Source organism: Ruegeria sp. YTSC199, assembly GCF_059609725.1.
The window spans coordinates 132,614-154,867 of sequence record NZ_JBXWMF010000009.1 but is presented as its reverse complement, the minus strand read 5'-3'; the positions used below and the strand labels follow the sequence as shown (position 1 = coordinate 154,867).

Sequence of the window (22,254 nt, the reverse complement as noted above, 5' to 3'; positions counted from 1 at the left end):
AGGCTGGTACTGAAAAGGGTTGTTCTAACGCGCGATTGCGGTCCCAACCGGCATGCTGCGTGATGCCGCGAAGGTAAACACTATAACCAAAACACCAAGAGCATGTTTGTCATTGTGGTTGGTGTACGTCGTCAGGGACTTTGGGACAGATGTCGCCGGGTTTGGCATCACCTTTCCTCACCGCTATTCCTCGACACAGAATGGGTTTGACCCGTTGACAACCCCCTACTTCTTAACCCTTAATCCCGCCGGCGACGATCTGACGGCGCAATTTGCTATACGATTGATCGATGCCGAGGATATCGGGCAAGACGCTGTAACGGATTATTTGGCGATTAGTTTATTATCCGTGGACTACGTCAACCATGTATTTGGCCTCTTCAGTCTTCAAGCAGAGGACACGATTTACCGTCTCGATCAAATTCTCATGGATCTCTTCGCGTTTGTCGACGATCAGCTCGGACTGGAGAACGTTTTGATCGTTCTCTCAGCGGGCCACGGCACCACCGATGCGTCGGGCTATTTGGAAAGTGTTGGCAAACAAACTGGCCTTGTAGCTCCGGACACCTCGGAGCCAAAAGAGCCGATAGCCAAGCTTAAGGAGCGTTTCGGGAGCACTGGGCAATTGCCGGCGGGGTATAACCATCCCTGTCTCAAAATTGAGCCCGGGGTGCTGGCGCGAGATGACATCAATTTGGCCGAGTTGTAAGCGGCTATTGCGGAAGAGCTGCTGTCCTTTTCCGATACCTACCACGGCTATCGAAGCAAACCTTCTACCTGAAACGGATATTACGCGTCTGGTGCGCAACAACCACCATCCCACCCATTCCGGCAATATCTTTGTAGTCTTTAAACCCGGCTGATTCATCGTTGACTTCGATGGTCTCTCAGTCACATCGGCTTATAGGTTACCATGGCGCGATGACACACATGTGCCAATCATCTTTGCAGGTCACAATACAGCGCCGCAACGTATCGCACGTCAGGACTGTACGACAGCTATCGCATCTACGCTGTCTGAAGTACTGAGTACGGCACGTCCTAGTGGTGCAAAGCCCGGTTGTGGAACTTGCCATTGCTTTGGTGCGGAACCGAACTTACGGCAGAATGTTTGCTTTCATTGTATGTATGTCATCAGCCAGTTTTTGGCCGAAGTTCTGCGTTATCAGAGACGCCGGGCGATGTGCGGGGGTGAGAATTGAAACACTACTGCTGATTCTCGGGCTAAAGCGGCGAAATACGATGCCACCGGTCCCGTGCAGAGGATCGTTGCAGCTAAAAGCTGTAATCAAATCGCAAATCAAATAGCAAAGGCCCGCTTTGACAAACTGTAACCCTGGTAAGAATGTCCGCAACTCGAACCTACGCTCAAAACTCTTTCCAGTATTCTTAAAGGCCGCAGAGGTCTGAAGGAATGTCGGATGCTCTGAGAAAAGTGTTGCCAGATTTGCGCCATCCAGGTCTTCTGTTGAAATCAGGGATTCTGCAGCCAGCGGGTCCGAAGAGGGCATGGCACAAAGGCATTCCAGATCGAAATCCTTCTGATGAATTGATTTTCGTGGCTCAGGTGTTTCGGTAAACCCGAGATCGTATTGCTGCGAGGCGATCAGTTCCTCGATGACTTTGGATGAGCGCATCATCAACGAGGCCTTGATAGCGGGCTTGTCTTGCAAAAACTGGCCGAGAACACTTGGCATGAAGAACCCCGATGCGGCTGGGTGGCAAGCGACGCGCAAACGTCCACGCTTCAGGTTCGATATTTCCTGTAAAGTGTTCGTGGACTGTGTAAGCCGCGACAGGACAGCCTCCGCTTCTTCCAGAAAATAATGCGCTTCGGGCGTCGGTGTCAGCCGGCCATGCTCTCGTTCGAAAAGTCGAAATCCGATCTCATTCTCCAGGCCTGCAATCATCGCGCTGACCGAAGGTTGCGTGCGTCCGAGGGTGCGCCCGGCTTCGGAAATAGACCCAGTGCGGAGCACTTCGCGAAATGTCGTGAGTTGACGGATTGTCAGGTTCATGAGGTTGCGTCCCGTTGCAGCCCATAGAGGCAAACTATGGATATAACGTAATTTCCAATTTGCTTCTATGGAAGTGGAAAACATAGGTACTGCTATGACGCACAATCACGTCGCGAGGGGGGAAATGGAGCGCTTCGTAAAATACCTGCTGACCAGCATCATTTGCATCGTGGCCTTGGGCCAGTTTGTTCAGGTCATCACCCGTTATGTTCTGCAAATACCGGTGATGGGGCTTGAGGAAACCATGGCCTACCCGGCGTTGTGGCTCTATGTCCTTGGGGCGGTAAACGCCTCGCGGGAAAATACCCATATCCGCGCAAATGTGCTTGAGATCTTCCTGAAAACCCCGCGCCAGCACGTCATTCTGGCGATCATCGGCGAAGTGATCAGCCTGATTGTCGGGCTCTGGCTGCTGAGTTGGTCCTGGGAATTCACTCGCTATTCCTGGCGCGTCTGGAAAGAAAGCCCGACGCTCTACATTCCCACATTTTATGCCGAGGTGGCTCTGACCATCGGTCTGGCCCTGATGATGATCTACACGGCGATCCATCTGGTCCGCCACATTCTTGGATATGATACTGACGAGGAGATTCACCTTGGTTGAAGTCGCCCTGCTTGCCGTCGCTGTCCTGGTGATCCTGCTGACCCTCGGTGTGCCGTTGCCCTATTGCTTCGGCGGTGCGCTGATGGTGATGTATTTCATCGGCGGCGCAACCATGAAGGGCAACATGCTCTGGGGATTCCAGCAACTTGGAAACCCGATTTTGCTGGCCATTCCCCTATTTGTTCTGGCCGGATCCATCATGAGCGAAAGCGGTATTGCCGCCTCTCTGCTGCGCTTCGTCAGTGCCTTTATCGGCCACGTGCGTGGCGGTCTGGGTGTCGTGGCGGCGGTCAGCTGCGCGGTGATCGGGGCGATCTCCGGGTCCGGTCTGACCGGTATTGCGGCGATCGGACCGCTGTTGATCCCGGAAATGGAAAAGCGCGGCTATCCCCGCGAATACGCGACAGCTCTGATTGCCAATTCCTCGATCCTTGGTTTGCTGATCCCACCCTCGGTCACCATGATCATCTACGGCTGGGTCACCGACACCTCGATCCTCGCCTGTTTCCTCGCGACGCTTGGGCCGGGCCTGTTCATCATGTTCAACTTTTCAATGGTGAACCTGTGGATGTCGCGCAAATTCAACCTGATATTGGATGAAAAGCCCACGTTTAGCGAACTCAGCAGCGAAGTTGCCAAACGCGGCGTTCACGCCTTCCCCGCACTGTTGATGCCGGTGATCATCCTGGGCGGCATCTATGGCGGCATCATGACCCCGACCGAAGCTGCAGCAGTAGCGGTGATCTATGCACTGCCCGTCGGCTTTCTGATCTACAAGGGGCTCAGGTGGGAAAACTTCCTGATGGCCGGTAAGGAGTCCGCAACCGCCGTCGGTGCGATCCTGCTGATGATCCTGTTTTCGATGATTCTGAGCCAGATGTATGTGATGGAGGGTATCCCGCAGGCACTGGTCGCCTCGATTTTCGAGATCACTGACAACAAGGTTCTGCTGCTTATCCTGATCAACATTATGCTGTTTCTGGTTGGCATGGTCGTGAACGACGTCACCGCAATCATCCTGATAGCACCGCTGCTCTTGCCTCTAATGAATGCCATTGGTGTCAGCCCAGTGCAGTTCGCCGCGATCATGGGGGTCAACACCGCGATGGGTGGCGTGACGCCACCCTATGCTTCGATCCTCTATCTCGGGGCGCGGATCGGCAACGTGAAGGTCACCAAGGTGATCCCGCCCGCGATGATCCTGATCCTGACCGGTTATGTGCCCGTGGTGTTCCTGACATCGCTCTGGCCCGACCTGTCGCTCTTCCTGCCCAGACTCTTTGGCTACTGATCTTGAACAAACTGAACCCAAACGGAGGAAACCCAATGAAACGCATGATGATAACTGCCGCAACCGGTGCGCTGATGGCGCTGTCGACCACCGCAATGGCGGCTGATCTGAAGATGAGCCATGTGCGCCCGCAAGGTACGACGATCGACGTCGAGCTGAACGCCTTTGCCGCCGCCGTGGACGAAGCAACCGGCGGTGACGTCAACGTCAAGATTTATGCCGCCTCTGCACTGGGCGACTATACAACAGTGCAGGAACGTATCTCGGTCGGCGCGGTCGACATGGCAACCCAGCCGGCCGCCGCCGCCGCAGACCGCAAGATGCAGATCAGTTCATTCCCCTATCTCGCCGGAAACTGGGAACAGGCCCGCGCGATTTATGGCCCCGGCGGCGTTGTGCGTGAAACCATGGATGGGCTTTACGCCAAACAGGACATCACCATGCTGGCCGCCTATCCAGTCTACTTTGGTGGCATCGCGCTCAACACCGACGCAGTGTCGCCGGGCGATCCGTCGGTCGATAACGGCATTAAAGTGCGGGTGCCCGGAATCAAGAGCTTCCAGTTAACCGGCGATGCATTGGGCTACATCCCCGCGCCCATCCCGTTTTCCGAAGCCTTTACAGCGGTACAGACCGGCGTTGTTGACGGTGTGATCGGCTCGGGTGCCGAAGGCTACTACGCCTCGTTCCGCGATGTGACCAAAACCTACATCCCGGCCAATACCCATTTCGAGGTCTGGTACATGATCATCTCGAATGAATCCCTTGCCGGTTTGGACGCCGAGGATCAGGAAGCGCTGAAAGCGGCCGCGGCAGAATTTGAAGCGACCCGCTGGACCGTGGCGGAAGCCGACCAGAAGGCCAACGAACAGAAACTGGCCGATCTGGGCGCCACCATCGTCTCGCTAAGCGACGCGGAACTGGCTGCGATGTCGGCCAAGGTTCAGGCGGAAGTCTGGCCGGTCGTGCTCGAAGACGTGGGCGTGGAATGGGGTCAGGCGATCCTTGATAAGGTCTCCGAGTAAGCAGCCTCTCGTTTGATACAAACCGGGGCGACACCAATTCAGGTCGCCCCGGCTCTACTCAAACCTAAATTCAGAAACTGAGATCATGGAAACCGACTTTGCAATCATAGGCGGTGGTGTTGTCGGCCTGTCTGTCGCATGGGGCCTTTTGAAACGTGGCAAGCGCGTTTTGGTCCTGGATGGAGGCGACGGCAGCTTTCGCGCCAGTCGGGGAAATTTTGGACTTGTATGGGTGCAGTCCAAGGGCACCAAGCAACCCCGTTATGCGACGTGGAGCCAGCAATCCGCCGCCGCATGGGCGGGATTTGCCGATGAGCTTGCTGACGCGACCGGACATGACATGTCGCTTGAGCAGACGGGCGGTTACGACCTGCATTTCTCGGAAGAAACACTGAAGAAAACAGTCGCGCAATACGAAGAACTGAAGGCGAAGCTGGACGGAAACTACCCGTATGAAGTTCTGGATCGGAAGGCGCTTCTGGCGGAGGAGCCGGAGATCGGCCCGAAAGTGGTTGGTGCGATCCTTCATCATCAAGATGGCCATGTAAATCCATTGAAGTTGCTGCGGTCTCTCGCCGACGATGTCCGGCGACTTGGTGGACGCGTGCTGAGCGAAAGAACCGTCACAGACGTCCGGAAATCGGATGTTTTCACTGTCACCTGCGCGGACGGAAGTCATGTGCAGGCCAACAAGGTGATCCTTTCCGCTGGTTTGGGTGCAATAGAACTTGGGCCCAAACTGGGCTTCAAAGCCCCAATCCGGCCACAGCGCGGCCAAGTGTTGATCACCGAGAAGCTGCCAAAAGTCATTTACCGCCCCTCGCTGATCGCACGGCAGGTAGATGAAGGTGGCGTCCAAATAGGTGCCACCAACGAAGAGGTGGGCTTGAATGATGGCGTCACCCAACCTGGCCTCTCCGGTCTCGCCTCCGAGGCGATCGCGGCCTACCCGGTGCTCGCCAAGGCGCAACTTGTGCGTGTTTGGGGCGCCCTGAGAATTCTGTCGCCAGATGGCCTGCCAATCTACCAGGAAAGTCCCGAAATGGCCGGCGCCTTTCTGGTCACGTGCCACAGCGGCATAACCCTTGCGGCAGGTCACGCCCGTTTCTTGCCTGACTGGCTGGAAGGCAATGACGCCGCCCCGGATCTGGAGGTGTTTAGTGAAAACCGCTTCATCGTTTCTTGAGTTGGAGGATGGGCGCCCACTGGTTCCAGTATGGTTCGAGGGCCGGGAACTGCAGCTGCCCAAAGGTTCAAATCTCGCGGCCGCGATGCTGGTCGCCGGGGTGGGGACATTCCGGCACACTCCGGTTTCGGGCGCTCCACGCGCGCCATTCTGCATGATGGGTGCATGTTTCGACTGCCTCGTCGAGGTTGAAGGTGTGACCCGTCAAGCCTGCATGCTTGAAGTCACGGAAGAGTTGCGTTTGTCGATGCCGCGCAAAGGAAGGGACGTGATCGATGCAGATAACTGATCTTGTCATCATCGGGGCCGGCCCAGCCGGGATGGCCGCGGCCGCAACCGCCGCAAATGCTGGTCTGCATGTTATCCTTCTGGACGAGCAGCGCCGTCCCGGCGGACAGATCTACAGGGATGTGGATCGGGTCGCACCGGTCAGGGGCAAAATGCTTGGTAATGACTATACAGACGGATTGTCCCTCACAGCAGGGCTGGATCACGGCAACATTACCCATATCGGCGGAGCGGTGGTTTGGACGATCGAAGAGGGAGTTCGGGTTCTCTACACCGCTGACGGAAGAGGGGGCGCAATCGAAGCGAAACGCATCCTCATCGCCACTGGAGCCCTGGAACGCCCGATGCCGCTACCGGGCTGGACCTTGCCTGGCGTGATGACGGCGGGGGCAGCACAGATTCTGTTGAAGCAATCCGGCGTCCTGTCAAAAAACGCGGTTCTGGTCGGATCGGGACCGCTGCTTTACCTGATCGCCGCGCAGATGATACGAGCGGGCACACCACCGCTGGCACTGGTCGAAACGCAGACAAGGGCAGATTTTCTGCGGGCTCTTCCGCATTTGGGTGGAGCCCTTCGCGGTTGGCGATATCTGCTCAAGGGGTTGACGATGCTATCGGAAATCCGTCGCGCCGGGGTGCGCCGCTACACTTCCGCGATGAGTATTTCGATTGAAGGAGAAGCTTCCGCCGACGGCATCCGCTTTACTGCGGGGGGGAAGCCCCGACATATTCCCTGCGACACAGTGCTCTTGCATCACGGTGTCGTACCTAACACACAGGCGGCCCGCTCCATTGATGTGGCGCATCACTGGGACTCAGGGCAGAACTGCTTCGTGCCTAGCCTCGATGACTGGGGCGGGACTAATGTCGAAACTGTCCATATCGCCGGTGACGGCACTGGCATCGGCGGCGCGAAGGTAGCCGCATTGGCAGGCCGCCTCGCAGCGTTGAAAACGGCCGCCGATCTGGGTGCGATTTCGACGATCGAGAGGGACACGGCCGCCAAACCAATTCGGCGCCGCATCGCGCAAGAGCTGGCGGTACGCCCTTTCCTTGACAGCGCCTTTCCACCCGCAATCGAAGCCACAAAGCCCGCCGACGCGACTATCATCTGCCGTTGCGAGGAAATCACTGCCGGAGATATTCGTCGCCATGCCGGGATCGGCTGTGTGGGTCCGAACCAGGCCAAGGCCTTCAGCCGTGCCGGAATGGGACCATGCCAAGGCCGGTATTGCGGACTGACTGTGAGCAGCCTGCTGGCCGAAGCGAACAGCGCTACGATGGACGAAACCGGATACTATCGGATCAGGCCACCGTTGAAACCCGTGACTCTTGGCGAACTGGCAGCGATGGGCGGTTCAGTGAACAGCGCAAACAACTAAGAAAGAAGACTTCATGACCGAACGTATCAACACCAGCCGACGCATGAGCAAGATCGTCAAGCACAACGGCGTCGCATTTCTCTGCGGGCAGGTTGGCGAAGGAGCCACGGTGGCCGAACAGACTCGAGAGTGCCTGTCTCGCGTCGATGCGCTTCTGGACAAAGCGGGTTCGTCGCGGGAACATATGTTGCAAGCAATCATCTGGCTATCCGACATGGCGGATTTTGGCGAGATGAACGACGTTTGGGATAGCTGGGTTCCCGCCGGGCACGCCCCGGCTCGCGCTTGCGGCGAGGCAAAGCTCGCCCGGCCGGATCTGAAAGTCGAGATCATCATCACCGCTGCGTGTAATACATGACGGCAAGCGGTTTGGAAACGGATTGATACAGCAACCCAAGTTGCACTTGCACACAGACCAATACAATGAATCGAAAGCCAACTTTATCTGAGCTTTGAGTACGGCAGTAGGCACATTCTGGTGGAACCGTAGCGCCCCCCTTTAGTGGGGTTTGCGTTATAGGGGGGCGCTACTTTGGCCGAGGAAGGCTTGCTTACGAGTGAGTGGCCCGCGTCTTCACGGTGCCGATGACACCCTTTCGGAGGGGTACGAATGCTTCCTTGACCAGGTGTTTCGAGTTTTCTCGAACGATGTTTGCAACGTAAGTGGTTTAATTTTCAAAGTACTTTCACCCAGCTTACATTTTAGAAATATTCCAACCTGTCTGTTTCTCAATCCGCGAGCAAGCCAACGTTGCGACTAACCTTTTGCACAGTGTCCGTGATCTTCAGTGGCAGTCGCTCCATGGGTGGATAATTCATAGGTCATGGTTGGAAAATGGAGGGCCAACGTCCAGACTTCGTCGGGTTTGATGTGGATGAACGTCACCCCATCAAGACCGTGTGCAACGGAGGCCGGGCCTTCTGTACCCTGAACAATCATGCGCGCTTCCGAGAGGTCTCCGTTCTGAAACACCTGAATCTCCTCTCCAGATACATCCGATGTGCATCTGAATTCAGTTTCTTCGGCAGTGGCCGCGGATGCAGACATGATCGCTATCAAGATTACGGCTTTATTCATCTTTGTATTTCCTCGTTTTCTGGAATTGGCTTTTTGGGCTTGAGTGATCCCGCAAACGGATGGACCCAAGGTGTGGTGTGGAGTGTTCTTCTTAAGTGTACTCAAGCGGTCGCAAGGGTTCTTCCAAAGCTCACGCAAACCCTCAAACCCGGGTCATTGTCCTCCGCGACGACTATTGCCCCATGCCGTACTGCAACAGCCTTTACGAGGGATAAGCCAAGCCCGTTTCCCGTTTCGTTTCTGGTGCCGTCTGCCCTGAAGAATGCGTCAAAAATCTTGCTGATTTGAGACGGGGGAACTCCCGGTCCATTGTCTTCCACAACAAGCTCAACGCAATCGGATTTGGCCATCAGGGAAATCTTGATCCAAGAGCCTGATGGGCAATACCGGAGTGAGTTATTTACAAGATTGACGAGCAACTGCTTCAGCATGTTTTCATCGCCTCGGATCAATACCGTATCGGCGTTATACTCTGCCGAGATGTGTTTTTCCTCGTCTATCGCAACTGGATAGAAGGTTTCGACAATGTCTTCGACGATTGCGCTCAGGTTCACTGTCGCAAAGTGGTCCTTGTACCCGCCAGTCTCAATACGAGAAATTCTCAGGATCGTGTCGAAGACAGCGCTGAGACGTTTCAGTTCGCTTTCCAGTTCGTAAAGCGTTGGACGCGGGTCGCCGCCATACTCGACTTCGCTATAGACCTGCTGCAATGCCAAGAATCCATGGGATAACGGCGTCTTCAGGTCATGAGCTATCGTGACCGCGGTTGTTTGCGTGCTGATGAGCAGACTCGACAGCCGGTCGAGATGCCGGTTTATCAAACGAGATACCCGATCAATCTGATCGTTTGCTTCTGAAATGGGCAGGCGAATGTCTGTGTCCCCTTGTGAGACAAGATCGAGGGTTCGCTCAATCCGCTGGAGTTTGCGATAGCTTTGCGAGCTGACGTAGTATCCCAGCCCCAAAACGGTGGCAGTTGTCGCGAGCGTCAACAACAACAATCCTTCCCAAAGCGTCGTCAAAGCTTGATTGAGTGATGTCAGGCTGCGGGCAACCACCGTGCGATAACTAAGATAGTCGGAGGCGTGAAGCAGGTAGACAGGAGCAGACCCACCGATTGCCACGAAATCCGGATCCACCTCATGCCAGCCATTTGTATCGGGTACTTTCGCGACAGATCCGGCGAGTGCCGAATTGTGTTTGTCAAACAGAGCGATCATGTGAAGCCCTGATCGATTGGGACTGTTCAGATGTTCAATTGCCCGCTGAACTGCGTCTGCGCCACCGTCCAACAGTATCTCGTGAAGTAGGAGTTCTTCTTCAAGGATTTGTTGCTCAAGGTTAAGGCGGAGCCTGTCTTCTAGCGCCAGGTAAGCCGCGTACCCGAAAATGGCAGTGATGATCCAGACCACCAGTGCGGCGTAACAAGCGGTCCGGAACGGGGCACCTGAGAAAATGCTAGCGCGGTCCATGAAGGCTGTATCCAACATTTCGAGACGTATGCAGAAGAGGCGTATCAAAAGGCTTGTCAATCTTTGACCTCAGCCGGCTGATATAGGTCTCGATCACAGTCGAATTCGGGTCGAAATTGTAGTCCCAGACTTGTTCCAGAAGCATGGTGCGGGTCACGATCCGTCCTGAGTTTCGCATTAGAACTTCAAGAAGCGAGAACTCACGCGGCAACAATTCTATTGTCTCATTTTGTCGCTTGACGACCCTGCTGAGCAGATTCATCGAAAGGTCGTGGACGTGAAGTTCGGTCGTTGTAACTCCGGCAGAGTGGCGTTTGATAATGCTATACAATCGCGCAAGTAGTTCGGAGAAATGAAAGGGCTTCACCAGATAATCATCGGCTCCCTCAGTCAAACCTTCAACTCTATCTTGAACATCTCCGATCGATGTGAGGAACAGAACAGGGGTCTGCTTCTTGGCCGCCCGCAGGGCTTTCAGAACGGAAAGACCGTCCATTCCCGGCAACATTCGATCAAGGATGATGGCGTCACAGTCATTATACAGGCAGTAGGAAAGGGCATCGCGACCGTCTTCATACCATTCCACACTGAAGCCGTTAGCTTGCAGGCCTGAACAGACGAAGTCAGCGGTCTTTTTGTCGTCTTCCGCGACGAGTATTTTCATTCTGTGCGCCTCCTAGACAGTCGGTGCCTGTTCCAAGAAACGTGACCGATTCAACCGTAGATAAGACCCAGCCATATCAAGATGGCTGAGTCCATTTGGCAAAAGGCTGCAGACTAGAGGCTCAACGTTTCTTCGACCGCTTTGACCTGCAGTCTTGCCAGCCCGAGGTTTGCCGATTTCTTGTCCAATGCGACATACACAAAAATATTGGGATTTTTTTCCAACGGACGGACAAGGTGAAACTGCTTACCCAGCGTGATCAAAATGTCTTCGATGGAATCGTTGAGCTTCAGAGCTTCGATAGCCTGCAGTTTTGCACGAACCACTTCAACATTAGCCGCGCCTGCTGTTTCGAGATCAATCTTGGAGCCGCCCTCCGTGCCGAGTATGAGGCCGGTGTCACTGTCGACAAGACATGCTCCTAACAGACCTTTGATTTCACCGAGTTTCGAAATGTCTAACGACATGTTTGGCTCCTTTTTTACCTTGGAATTGTTTGCCTGACCCATACTCGGCTTCCGAGGGGCCGGACGGTTCAGATCGTTTGCGGATGGAATAGTGATGGTGTATTTCTGAACCAGGCCGGCCTTTTCACCGAACTTGGAAATCACAGAGGCTATGTTGCCCTTGGGCTTTGGCATTAGTTATCCAATCACTGTGATTTTGGGAGTGGCGTACCGAAGCGCGGCTTCACCAGTTCGGGCTACGTGAGCACGGAGGAACAGGCGGTCTACCAGCAGGTCATCTAAGTTTGGGAGGGTTTTAGATCTCTGCGCGGCGCGACACCTCAAACATGGCGCAGTCTTAGAAAACGGCGTGTCTTGAGTTCGTGCGTGTCCGCGGGTGTGGCCCAGGAATTTCAGTGCAGTAACAGAAGCGAGACTTAAGTATTGGGCGTGACTAGCCGAAACGAAAAACGCGTTTTCAGCATTTAAGTAGAACGTGAACCACAAATGCCCGATTTCGAAGTTAACACCAGCCAGCCCGGATAGCACTTGACTCAGCATTTGACCCCCGCCTCATTACTCAACAATCAAGCAGCGACTAGAGTGTAGGGGATTTTAACTGACCTTTCGGCAAACTTAAAAAATTGTAAGGTTTGGCTTTTCGGAAGAGATAGCCCCTCAATCCTCTTGAGAAATTTGGCTACAAGCATATTAAGTTAAACAATTGGTCAGGAGATAATTTTTGGCTTGGCGCCCATAGAGCAATGATAGGACAGGGTTTTTAGGCCTGACATGCTTTTTGCGCCACTACAACAGAGCCATGCGCCAAGAATTTTCCCAAAGAGAAACTCATCATGATATAGAGAAATACGAATATTAAGTTGTTGCGATGCAATTAATCGACAACACTGGGCAAAAGTTGATTTGGGAGGTCACAATGCTTCGTATGTTGTTAAGCTTTACCGCACTGGGATTAGCGCCAATGGGTGTCTTCGCCGACGCTGTCCCAAGTGAAGGGGCGGCTGAAGGCTTGTTCTCGGACCAACCTTACTCTCCCTATGCCAACCGATCCTTTCCTGAACGCCCGCTCTGGGGGGATACCCACCTTCACACAGGACTTTCACTGGACGCGGGTGCGTTTGGGAACACCCTGCTGCCCGATGATGCCTGGCGTTTCGCTAAGGGCGAGCAGGTCATTTCTTCGACTGGTCAGCCAGTCAGGCTGGCCCGGCCTTTGGATTGGATGGTCCTCACAGACCACACGGATTTGATGGGATTTGCCCCGGACCTGCAGGCAGGCAAACCCGGTGTTCTTGCCGATCCAAAAGGTTTGGAGTGGTACGAAGGTTACAAAGCCGGTGGAGAAGAGGCCGGTAAGGCCGCATTCGACATTATTACCAACTTCTCGCAAATGACTCTGCCGGAAGTTCTTCTGGAATCTTACAGTCCGGGTGCCGACGCTTTTGCCTTCACTTGGGAAAACATTGTTCTTGCGGCAGAGCGGCATAACGACCCCGGCAACTTTACCGCTTTCATCGGCTTTGAGTGGACCTCGGTACCGAAAGGTTTCAACCTGCACCGGAACGTCATGTTGCGTGATGGGCCAATCAGGGCACTTCAAATGGTACCTCCGGTCACGCAACCTCCCTACGGTGATACCGATCCAAAGGCGCTTTATGCCTGGCTTGAAGAGTATCAGGAGAAAACTGGCGGACGCGCAGTTGCATTTGCTCATAACGGCAACCTGTCCAATGGATGGATGTTCCCAACCGAAGACACGTATCATGGCGGTAAGGTAGACGAGGATTACGTCGCTGCCCGTGCGAAATGGGAGCCCCACTACGAAGTCACTCAGATCAAGGGCGACGGCGAAGCGCACCCCTACCTGAGCCCAGATGATGAATTCGCGGATTACGAAAACTGGGATGTCGGCAACCTCGATATCACTGAACTCAAAACCGACGACATGCTGGCGGGCGAATACGCCCGAGAGGCACTGAAGCGCGGCTTGATGCTGGAAGAAAAATTCGGCGTGAACCCCTATAAGTTCGGCATGGGCGGCGCGACGGACAGCCATACGTCTCTGACGACTGCCGAGGAAGACAACTTCTTTGGAAAATCCGTAAGTGTTGAACCTTCGGCCACAAGGATCAAGCATCCTTTCATCGCGAATGATCTTGGCGAAATTCCCGGCGACCTCCTTGTTGCGTCCGGTTACACGGCCGTATGGGCGACTGATAACACACGTGCTGCGATTTTCGATGCGTTCAAGCGGCGCGAAACCTACGCGACTACCGGACCGCGGATTGGCCTGCGGTTCTTTGGTGGGTGGGATTTCAACGACGCTGATGTTGAAACGCGCTTTCTGGCAAATGTTGGCTACACGAAGGGTGTTCCAATGGGGTCCGACATGCGCCCGCGCGAGGGTGATGGCGCGCCCTCATTCCTGATTGCTGCACTGCGCGACCCGGTTGGCGCCAACTTGGATCGCGTGCAGGTGATAAAGGGATGGCTCGATTCCGAAGGTGCTTTGCAGGAAAAGGTCTACGATGTGGCGTGGTCGAACGACCGTGTTGCGGATCAAAACGGCAAAATCCCTGCGGTTGGAAACACCGTGGATCTGGAAACCGCCAGTTGGACCAACACTATCGGCACAGCCGAACTGGTCACCGTTTGGTCTGATCCTGATTTCGATCCGAATGCGCGGGCATTTTATTATGTACGTGCGCTCGAAATTCCGACCCCACGTTGGGTGCTGTACGACAAACTGAGGTTTGGTGCCGAGTTGCCAGAAGATGCGGTGCTTACGCATCAGGAACGCGCGTATTCCTCTCCGATTTGGTACACCCCGGCAGAGTGAACCTTTCTTCGCGGCGATTTGGAGACCGAGGTGACGCCCTTTGCCTCGGTCCCCTTCACTGGCGTGAGAAACACCCTGAGTTACAATTCCTTGCAAATATCAGCTGGCTGATGCCAGCATCAATACATAAAGCCGGATCGCGTTTCACGCAGGAGCCTTCATGCGAATAGTGAAAGAACCTCTGTTCCATTTCTTCTTGATCGGAGCTGCCATATTCATTTGGTTCCACATTATTTCTCCGGATAAAGACACCGTCGCAGATCCAGAGACGATAGCGATAAGAGAAAGCGATGCCGCGCTGCTTGCTGCACAATTCGAAGCCAGGTGGAAACGTCAACCAAGCGATGCCGAGCTGCAGGCTTTGGTCGATGCCTCCATTCGCGAAGAGGTTCTGGTCAGAGAAGCCAGAAAGCTTGGCCTGGATCGCGGAGATAGTGTGATCAGGTCGCGGTTGAGTCAAAAGATGGATTTTCTGACTGAAGCCATCGCCACGTCAGTTGTTCCGGAAGACGAAGATCTGGCGGTTTTCCTCCAACAAAATCCGGACCGCTACGCGACACCCAATAAAATTGCGTTCACTCAGGTATTTCTTGGTGAGAAGCCAAGTGAGGCCGACGTTGAAAGGGCACTGGCGGCCCTGCGTAAGGAACAAGAGATTTCCGGCTTGGAAAGCGCGACACTGCTGCCTTCATCGATGCCCCTGACCGCGACACGGGTAATCGACTCGGTCTTTGGAACCGGATTTTCCGAAGGTCTCGCCAATCTCGAAGAAGGTCAGTGGCTGGGGCCGGTCCAGTCGGGTTACGGGGTCCATCTGGTTCAGGTTTTGACCGCCGAACCCAGTCGGATACCTCCCTTGCCAGAGATTCACGATGAAGTGCTGCGGGATTGGCGTCGCGCAATGAGCGAAGATCTGGCACAGGCGCAATACGAGGCTCTTGCCGATAATTATGAGATCATAGCACCTGATCTAACAGGTCAGGCCAAATGAGAGTCATACTCTGCTTGTTGTATACTCTCATGCTTGCGTGGCCCGCGGGTAACGCTGCTGCACATGCGCTTGATCCGGGATACCTGGAAATTCGGCAAATCGCTTCGGATACCTGGAGCGTTCATTGGCGAAAACCCGATGTGAATGGTCAACCGATGGCGATTGACGCGGTGTTTCCGGGTGGTTGTACACCCGCGCGCGGCCCTGACCCAATTTCCGATGGCCGAGCGTGGGTATCCTCCTGGGTTGTCGAGTGCCGCGCGGATATCGCGGGTCAACCCATTGCGATCGAAGGTCTGGAGGCCCAACAGAACGACGTGTTGGTCCGTTTTCATCCCCTGCAGGCTGAGCCCGCAACGCTTCGTTTAACCCCGGATGAAGCCGTCCAGACCATACCTTCTGAACAGTCCACATGGTCCGTTTTCATCGCGTATTTCCAGTTGGGTTTCGAACACATACTGGAAGGCTGGGACCACCTGCTGTTTGTCTTCGCGCTGTTTATACTGGTCCGCGATCCCTGGAGGCTGGTAGGAGCCGTAACAGCGTTCACGCTTGCCCATTCGATAACACTGGCACTGGCAACGTTCGGCGTTTTGAATGTTCCCGGTCCGCCGGTCGAGGCCGTCATTGCGCTTTCAATAGTTTTTCTGGCGATGGAGATCGTCAAGGGCAGCGAAGGTCGGTTCCGGCTTTCAGAAAAAAAACCATGGATCGTTTGTTTCGGGTTTGGGCTTTTGCATGGCCTTGGTTTTGCAGGCGCTTTGGCCGACATCGGGCTCCCCTCAAACGATATTCCAGCAGCCTTGCTTGCCTTCAACCTTGGTGTCGAAGCCGGGCAACTGAGTTTTGTCGGAGTTATGGCTGTTCTGGTTATGGTATGGCGATTTATTGCGCTTCCTGTCAGTCAAATGGCGACGCTAGTTACAGCTTATGGCATCGGTTCAGTGTCGATGTACTGGCTCATAGAACGGGTCAGCAGTTTTTAATCGTGGTGGCGGTTCAAAGCCCGCTTCTTTTGCTTCTTCATTCACGCGGTTTGCAAAGTTCGTCACTTGGTGCTCTGCAGTCAACGTTCGCTACCTTTCGCATTAGTGACTGGAGGCAGCCCGAAGCAGACCTTCATTAATAAGCTTTGTAATTACAGCTGTGCGGATAAACTTGCCCGCCGCCTTTTTCAAAGCAAAGACGGCTTATTGTCCAAAGCGGTCATAGCGCTCCATCCGCTCACACGAGAAACTGGCCTACGTAAAAGACGCCAATATAAATGCCAAGTTTTTAATAAGATGGCATTCCGAATCTTACCGAACTGACCGTCCGTGCTTACACCTTTTTAACGGCTGGGAGATCAATGCCGGTTCTTGACGTCTTATTGCATATTGCGTCAATCAACTGGCATCTGAGGTCGAACAAAAAACGAGCGTCCGCCGATGAAATACTGTCTAGCTGGAACCGAGAAATCGTGGTTGTCTTGGTTGAAATAACATCAATTCCGTTTGATTTTGGAAAGCCGGTCTGGATAGTCATTCGGAAACTTCCAGATTGCCTGGCCTTCTGCTCTCACCAGTCCACGCTCACCTGCATCGAGCGGAGTGAGGAGCGTCATGAAAATGTCGCTACTGGCCCAAGGAGATGTGCGGAAAAACGAGTGGCCATTGCCAACCGCGGATTCTTCCGCGTCTGTGACGTCTATGATCTCCAAGTTGTCCAGCCCAGTGAGCGCTTGCGGTAGCTCAGGCCAGACATCTTCTTCTTCGGACCAAGTTTGACCGAGGCGGTCGCGCCCAAAGACAAGGCTGGACATTCGCAGCGCTGAATCCGTACCGGAAGTGTAAATGGACAGGCGGTCTACGCCGTTGAGCACACCATCAGCAAGCGCGTGGCCAACATAGCTGCGGTCAAGATCGCTGCTGATCAGTATGACGTTACCCAACCGCGGGCCGTTACCACCGCGGCTCAACAACGCGACTTGATAAGTGACCTCAAAAGCCAGGCGCGAACCTGCGCTGTAGCCGATGAGATTGATCCGTTGAGCATTAGTGTTCGCAGACAAAAACTCAATCAAAGACCTAAGATTGCGGCGTGATGCTGTCGCCGATTCCTGATCCTTGAAATAGGCAAACCTGTTTGGTGTTGCAGTCCAATTATAGGCGATAAGCGCGCCTTGATAGCCCAAGAAGTGTTCGATTTCACGAGCAACCAGCGTCGAATACTCAAAATCGACATTGTAACCGTGAACATAGATGTGGACGTCTTTGTTCTTGGACAGCGCCAATTGATCATTAACTTCGCGCGCAAAGTCGGCTCCAACCACTCTCATCTCGGTTTCCGAAGGCGCGGCTGGATAAAGCGCGGCTACGCTGTATGGCAATACGCCGATTTCACTGACATCGGTCACGTTTAACAGGTATTTCCGATCCCTTGTGCCCTGCATGGTGATAGCAACGAATTCCTGCCAATCTCGGACGCTGGGAGAAAGTTCGACCTTAGCGACTCCGGCGCGCGAAAGCTGGCCGCGTTCATTTGAGTAGTGAGGTTGCTTGTCTTCGGGCGAGGCAGGCTCTCTGTCCGTGACATAAAAGAGCTTCGATTGCTCTTGCAGCTCAATATCGATGTCTTGAGGGAACGGGTTGAAACTGGTCTGCGTATACAGAAGCGGAGCAGGCATCAGTTCGATACTGTTAAAGGAGCCCTCACCACATCCGAACAAAGCAAGGCCGGATAATACAACAAAAGTTGAACCAAACCTATTCAGAGCAATTGGATGAGGTACTTTGCGTTTGGCAAAACTTTTCATTCAGGCTTCAGCTCGCTTTCATCGGCAGAGATTTTCTTGGTAGCTCAACTATTTTGATTCCGTCTGCTCCGGTATTTTGAGCTCTTCCGGGTCGGACGTGTAAAATGGCGTCATAATCTGCACGCCAGCGGCATTGAATTCTTCCAACACGGCCCAGTTAAGGTTTGATCTTGCCAAAGCAGGAGGCATTTCAACTTTGGAGTACGCCATCAGTTCGTAAGTCACATCGTGGCTTCCCAACACTGGTATTTGCACTGACGGTTTTGGAACGCTGCGAATACCATCAACCTTGCTTGCCGCCGCGAGCAAGAGATCCCTTATCTTGTCGGGGGCTTCTTCGTACCCGATGCCAACGGTTACAACGATCATCAACCCGCGTGATCCGCCGGTCTGGCTCATGTTCACGACCTCGTCCGAGATAATCTTGGAGTTGGGAATGCTAACCAGTTCGTTCTGGCGGGTCCGGATATGAGTTTCCAGCATCGACATGCTTTCCACCAAGCCGACGTTCTGCCCGACCTTTATTCGGTCACCCTCCATGATGGAGCGCTTGTACATAACCACCAGGCCATTGAGGAAATTAGAAGCAATCGAGTTGGCGCTCAACGTGAACATAATGCCAAGCATTACTGATATTCCCTGAAACGCAGCTCCGTCTGAGCCCGGAATATAGGGAAACGCGATCACAAAAGCCGCGATGATTACCAGTACCCGGACAATGCGATAAGTTGGCCAAACCCAACGCTTCTCGAAGTTCTCGATCTTGAAGAACCCGATTTCGATATTTTGGAATGTCAGGCGCAACAGTTTGATGATGAAGCTTGTCACGAGAATAATAAATGCAATCGTCAACAGGTTGGGAAGCTCGTCCGCACCCGTCCGCAAAAGGGCAACAACCGGTTTCGCAACGAGGTTCAAGAAGACTGCGGCAATCGGCTTGGTTAGGGGAAATTCGAAGAGAACACGCCCAATGTAGTAGGTCGCGGCGATGGCGAGAATGACGACAACCAGGGCCTTGAACAGCAGTTTCTGGGTCGCAATGACGGAACTTGCATCAACGACTTTGCCGGTTTGCTCTTCCAGTTTGTTGACCCATCGCCGGATCCTTGCCTCGGCCAAACGTCCCCAGCGCTTTCGCGCATACCAGAAGGCTGCACAAAACAAGGCAAACACCAGCGTCCAAACAACCACATAGATGCCGCCACGAATATAGGCCGCTGGAGTTCTTGCATCCCGATAAGCTTGAATCGCATCAGCGACCTGCATTGTACGAAGTTCCAAGACAATTTCGATAGGTGCGCCTTCAATGGTGGCATCGATATCAGTGACGAAAACGATCAGTTCATCATTAGCGTAGACAGCCGGGCCCAACCCTTCTGAACGTGTATCGACTCGGGCAGGTGAATCAGGGTCGATTTTTGCAGCTTCGATAATTCGAGAAGAGACCAAAGCGGCGCGTTGATCCGCTGGGATCGAGCGCGCACCCACGATCTCAAAATAGGGTTTGCCGTCGATCTCGACCGTTGCGATGTTCCCCGCTATTTCTAACGCGGCTGAAGCAGTTGAACTGTGGTTTTGATCTTCCTCTGCCCGAGGCGGAGAGGCGAAAAGGCAAAGCAGGATCGAGAATAGAAGCAACCATCCCAACGGCTGAATAGCAGTTTTCCGCTTCGTCATTTTGAATACCCCCCCACCCCTTAATAGTACTGATTGGCTTCGTACTCAAAAGCTTGTCCCAAATTCGAGTGAAACCGCTGAGAGTTTCACTTTGCGAGTATCAAAGTCGCGAATACCGAAGGGCTTTCCGCTGAACCGGAAAAACGAGTCTCGGACTTAGCGACCCACGCGGCAAACCAGTTAAGACTTGCTAAAAAAACGGCTAACGCCGTCCCACCCAGCATCAGGTGGCGCAGTCATGAACTCACGACATCTCTGGCGATAGATTTCAACCAACTTCTCGTTCGATGAACGCTCAGCATATCTAATAAACGCTGCGTAAGCTTCGGCCCATTTTTGAGAACAATACAACCCGTAGCAAACTTTCCATTCTTCAACGTCTCGTTTGACTTCCGGGCTGCATGGAAAATTGCAGTTATCTCCTTTTTCGCCCAATAACTCGAAGATACGAGTTGGCTTTTTAGTTCCGGCTGGAGCCACAACATCAATTTCGCGGGTTATGAATATGTCGCCGGTTTGGCGCAGCACTGTTTCCGTGACCAATGCTCTGGTCCCATACACTTTACACAACGCCTCAACCCGTGAGGCCAGGTTTACCGCTGCACCCAACGCCGTGTATTGCATACGGTTCATAGATCCCACATTCCCTACAACCACAGTATCACAATGCAGACCGAACCGCGTCCGCACCGGATGCAAGGGCGATGAGTGTCCCGAAGCATTGAACTCGTCTTCCGCGCGCATGCAGGCCAACACAGCGCGGCAAGCATTTTCGCAATGGTCGTCGTCACGGTCAGGAGCGTTCCAGAGCGCCATTACGGCGTCCCCGATGTACTTGTCCACTATCCCATTGTGGGACGTGATGTGATGTTCCTGTTGAGAGAAATACTCTGAAAGAGCAGGCATAAGATCGGACGGAACAACGCCTTCAGTTTTGCTCGTGAAACCCTCTATGTCGGAAAACAATATCGTTACCGGTCTCGATTTGCCGCCAATTTCAACCCGCTCGCCTCGCGCTACAATGGATCGTACGAGACTTTTGGGGACATAGGCACCAAAGCTTGCAAGGCCCGTCTTCATGCTCCTCATTGCGTCATTCAGATCCGAAACTTCCACTATCCGAGACTGCAAGAGCACGTTGCTACTGAGGTCAAAGTTTCGAATTCGCTTGGCCTCCGCCGTTACCCGTTGCAGGTTCCGGCTCAGGAAATGCGCGATTACGCCCATTAAGAGCACTGCAAACACAAGCGCCACCGCACTGAGCTGTATCACGTGAAGGGTTGACGCCTTCAGTGCGCCTACAAATTCGTCTTCAGGAACAACAAAGCCGAGAACAAGTTCCAACCCATGTACGACCGGTACTGGCGCTACAGAGGCAATGTAAGGTTCTTTGTCTTCTCCAATTGAAAACCGAAAATAGGATTGGCTATCCGCTCTCCAGCGCTTCAGAGCAATCTCAACGGCCTCGTTGTCAAGCTCCGGAAATGCCCCCTTAGAGATTGGTAGGAAGCGTGTTTTCCGCCCCTCATTTCTGGAACCCGTAACTGCGATAAACTGGCTGGCCCGACCTGTCATGAATGCGTACCCGCCGTCACCGACGCGTATGTCTTCAATGATCCTTCCGAGTTCCGACATCGTGATGTCAGCACCTGCGACACCGATCAATGACCCGGTTTTGTCCATTATTTTTCTAGAAAAAGTTATGCCCAAACGACCAGTGCTCTCGAAGCGATAAGCTGGGGAGACAAAAACACCGGGATTTGCAACGGCACCCTGATACCAAGGGCGGGATCTGGGGTCGAACTCCGGAGGGCCTTGCAAGAACTCCACGTGGCGATCATTCGAGTTGGCCCAGTGGTAGCGCTCCAAAACCACCCCATCCGATAGGTCTATGGCTCTTAGAACTCGGGTGGCACCTTCAGGTGGAGGCAAACTTGTTGGCCCGAATGCCTCCAGACCTTTTGGCAATTGGATGTTTTGATAAAAGGCGCCATCTTCTTGAAAGCCGAAATAGATACCGTAAAAGTGCTCATCCTCTTCGACAAGTGAACTCATTACGTCCAGCATTGACAAAGAGCGAGCCTCGCTGGGAAAGTCGCCGACCATCGATGCGGCAACGCCAACAACAGATGCGGCTTCGTTTATCGTTCCAAGAATACTGGATACGGATCTGTCGCGGGCCTCAAGCATGTCTTTTCTGGCCGTATCCAAAGCCAGGTTGCGTTGATCGAAATACAGATAGGATACAATGCTCCCAATCAGAGCAACTGAGACGAGGGCGAAGACCGCAGTCACACCAATCTGAAGGCGTATTTTCATTTGATCTTCGGCACGAAGTGTCCGCTAAGCTATCTAATTTACTTTACTATTAGCAAATTGGCGCGACAGTTGCGAGCATTCGACGGGTTGGCCTTCCAATTCGACACTACCGGATTGCGGATTTGCTATGCCCCTTCGATACCTGAGGAGCTGGGTTGC

19 protein-coding genes are annotated in these 22,254 nt (G+C 53.7%); 11 read left to right on the top strand and 8 right to left on the bottom strand.

The genetic code is table 11. From position 1 onward, the window contains the following. The first annotated feature begins 52 nt into the window (after positions 1-52). On the top strand, positions 53-709 hold the full coding sequence (locus AC2FEE_RS11080) for an alkaline phosphatase family protein (protein WP_496865183.1): 657 nt from the start codon (positions 53-55) through the stop codon (positions 707-709). A 388-nt stretch (positions 710-1,097) separates the two neighbouring features. Here AC2FEE_RS11080 and AC2FEE_RS11075 read toward each other — a convergent pair whose 3' ends face one another. Next, complete coding sequence (locus tag AC2FEE_RS11075; RefSeq protein WP_496865181.1) at positions 1,098-2,018, bottom strand: LysR family transcriptional regulator; 921 nt, start codon at positions 2,016-2,018, stop codon at positions 1,098-1,100. 124 nt (positions 2,019-2,142) lie between these two features. Between AC2FEE_RS11075 and AC2FEE_RS11070 the strand changes: the two genes are divergently transcribed. The 7 genes from AC2FEE_RS11070 (at position 2,143) to AC2FEE_RS11040 (ending at position 8,152) form a co-directional block, all read left to right on the top strand. Next, the gene (locus tag AC2FEE_RS11070; protein WP_170402240.1) at positions 2,143-2,622 is read left to right on the top strand and encodes a TRAP transporter small permease; all 480 of its coding nucleotides are present in this window, start codon (positions 2,143-2,145) and stop codon (positions 2,620-2,622) included. After that, positions 2,615-3,913 carry a TRAP transporter large permease gene (locus tag AC2FEE_RS11065; RefSeq protein ID WP_496865179.1) on the top strand — a complete coding sequence of 433 codons (1,299 nt, stop codon included), beginning with the start codon at positions 2,615-2,617 and terminating at the stop codon, positions 3,911-3,913. Before AC2FEE_RS11070 ends, AC2FEE_RS11065 begins: the two co-directional genes overlap by 8 nt. Positions 3,914-3,948: 35 nt before the next feature. Next, positions 3,949-4,938: a TRAP transporter substrate-binding protein DctP gene (gene dctP / locus AC2FEE_RS11060; RefSeq protein WP_496865177.1), complete on the top strand. Its 990-nt coding sequence runs from the start codon at positions 3,949-3,951 to the stop codon at positions 4,936-4,938. An 85-nt stretch (positions 4,939-5,023) separates the two neighbouring features. Next, complete coding sequence (locus AC2FEE_RS11055; RefSeq protein ID WP_496865175.1) at positions 5,024-6,124, top strand: NAD(P)/FAD-dependent oxidoreductase; 1,101 nt, start codon at positions 5,024-5,026, stop codon at positions 6,122-6,124. Beyond that, entirely contained in the window at positions 6,099-6,413 is a 315-nt protein-coding gene (locus AC2FEE_RS11050) for a (2Fe-2S)-binding protein (protein WP_496865173.1), read from the top strand. The genes AC2FEE_RS11055 and AC2FEE_RS11050 overlap by 26 nt, the downstream gene beginning before the upstream one ends. Continuing rightward, positions 6,400-7,794: an FAD/NAD(P)-dependent oxidoreductase gene (locus tag AC2FEE_RS11045; RefSeq protein WP_496865171.1), complete on the top strand. Its 1,395-nt coding sequence runs from the start codon at positions 6,400-6,402 to the stop codon at positions 7,792-7,794. Before AC2FEE_RS11050 ends, AC2FEE_RS11045 begins: the two co-directional genes overlap by 14 nt. 13 nt (positions 7,795-7,807) lie before the next feature. Further along, a complete protein-coding gene (locus AC2FEE_RS11040; protein ID WP_496865169.1) occupies positions 7,808-8,152 on the top strand; it encodes a RidA family protein in 345 nt (114 codons plus the stop codon). A gap of 399 nt (positions 8,153-8,551) precedes the next feature. Here AC2FEE_RS11040 and AC2FEE_RS11035 read toward each other — a convergent pair whose 3' ends face one another. The 4 genes from AC2FEE_RS11035 to AC2FEE_RS11020 form a co-directional block, all read right to left on the bottom strand. Continuing rightward, entirely contained in the window at positions 8,552-8,872 is a 321-nt protein-coding gene (locus tag AC2FEE_RS11035; RefSeq protein ID WP_496865167.1) for a hypothetical protein, read from the bottom strand. A 101-nt stretch (positions 8,873-8,973) separates the two neighbouring features. Continuing rightward, a complete protein-coding gene (locus AC2FEE_RS11030; RefSeq protein WP_496865165.1) occupies positions 8,974-10,362 on the bottom strand; it encodes a sensor histidine kinase in 1,389 nt (462 codons plus the stop codon). Next, positions 10,331-11,008, bottom strand: coding sequence for a response regulator (locus tag AC2FEE_RS11025; protein ID WP_496865163.1), 678 nt, complete (start codon positions 11,006-11,008; stop codon positions 10,331-10,333). The genes AC2FEE_RS11030 and AC2FEE_RS11025 overlap by 32 nt, the downstream gene beginning before the upstream one ends. Before the next feature lie 113 nt (positions 11,009-11,121). Next, the gene (locus AC2FEE_RS11020) at positions 11,122-11,649 is read right to left on the bottom strand and encodes a roadblock/LC7 domain-containing protein (RefSeq protein WP_496865161.1); all 528 of its coding nucleotides are present in this window, start codon (positions 11,647-11,649) and stop codon (positions 11,122-11,124) included. A 742-nt stretch (positions 11,650-12,391) separates the two neighbouring features. On the opposite strand from AC2FEE_RS11020, the gene AC2FEE_RS11015 reads away from it, so the two are divergent. The 3 genes from AC2FEE_RS11015 to AC2FEE_RS11005 all read left to right on the top strand — a co-directional run bounded on the left by AC2FEE_RS11015 (position 12,392) and on the right by AC2FEE_RS11005 (position 16,291). Next, on the top strand, positions 12,392-14,314 hold the full coding sequence (locus tag AC2FEE_RS11015) for a DUF3604 domain-containing protein (RefSeq protein WP_496865159.1): 1,923 nt from the start codon (positions 12,392-12,394) through the stop codon (positions 14,312-14,314). 160 nt (positions 14,315-14,474) lie between these two features. Next, a complete protein-coding gene (locus AC2FEE_RS11010; protein ID WP_496865157.1) occupies positions 14,475-15,305 on the top strand; it encodes a peptidyl-prolyl cis-trans isomerase in 831 nt (276 codons plus the stop codon). Positions 15,306-15,334: 29 nt separating this feature from the next. Next, positions 15,335-16,291 (top strand): HupE/UreJ family protein, encoded by a 957-nt coding sequence (locus tag AC2FEE_RS11005; protein ID WP_496865156.1) that lies wholly within the window; start codon positions 15,335-15,337, stop codon positions 16,289-16,291. 497 nt (positions 16,292-16,788) lie between these two features. On the opposite strand, the gene AC2FEE_RS11000 is transcribed toward AC2FEE_RS11005, so the two are convergent. The 3 genes from AC2FEE_RS11000 to AC2FEE_RS10990 form a co-directional block, all read right to left on the bottom strand. Continuing rightward, positions 16,789-18,099, bottom strand: a complete 1,311-nt coding sequence (locus tag AC2FEE_RS11000; RefSeq protein WP_496865155.1) for an alpha/beta hydrolase — start codon at positions 18,097-18,099, stop codon at positions 16,789-16,791. Between the two features lie 48 nt (positions 18,100-18,147). Further along, positions 18,148-19,776 (bottom strand): mechanosensitive ion channel family protein, encoded by a 1,629-nt coding sequence (locus AC2FEE_RS10995; protein ID WP_496865154.1) that lies wholly within the window; start codon positions 19,774-19,776, stop codon positions 18,148-18,150. A gap of 180 nt (positions 19,777-19,956) precedes the next feature. Then, positions 19,957-22,095 carry an adenylate/guanylate cyclase domain-containing protein gene (locus AC2FEE_RS10990; protein ID WP_496865153.1) on the bottom strand — a complete coding sequence of 713 codons (2,139 nt, stop codon included), beginning with the start codon at positions 22,093-22,095 and terminating at the stop codon, positions 19,957-19,959. Positions 22,096-22,254: the final 159 nt, after the last annotated feature.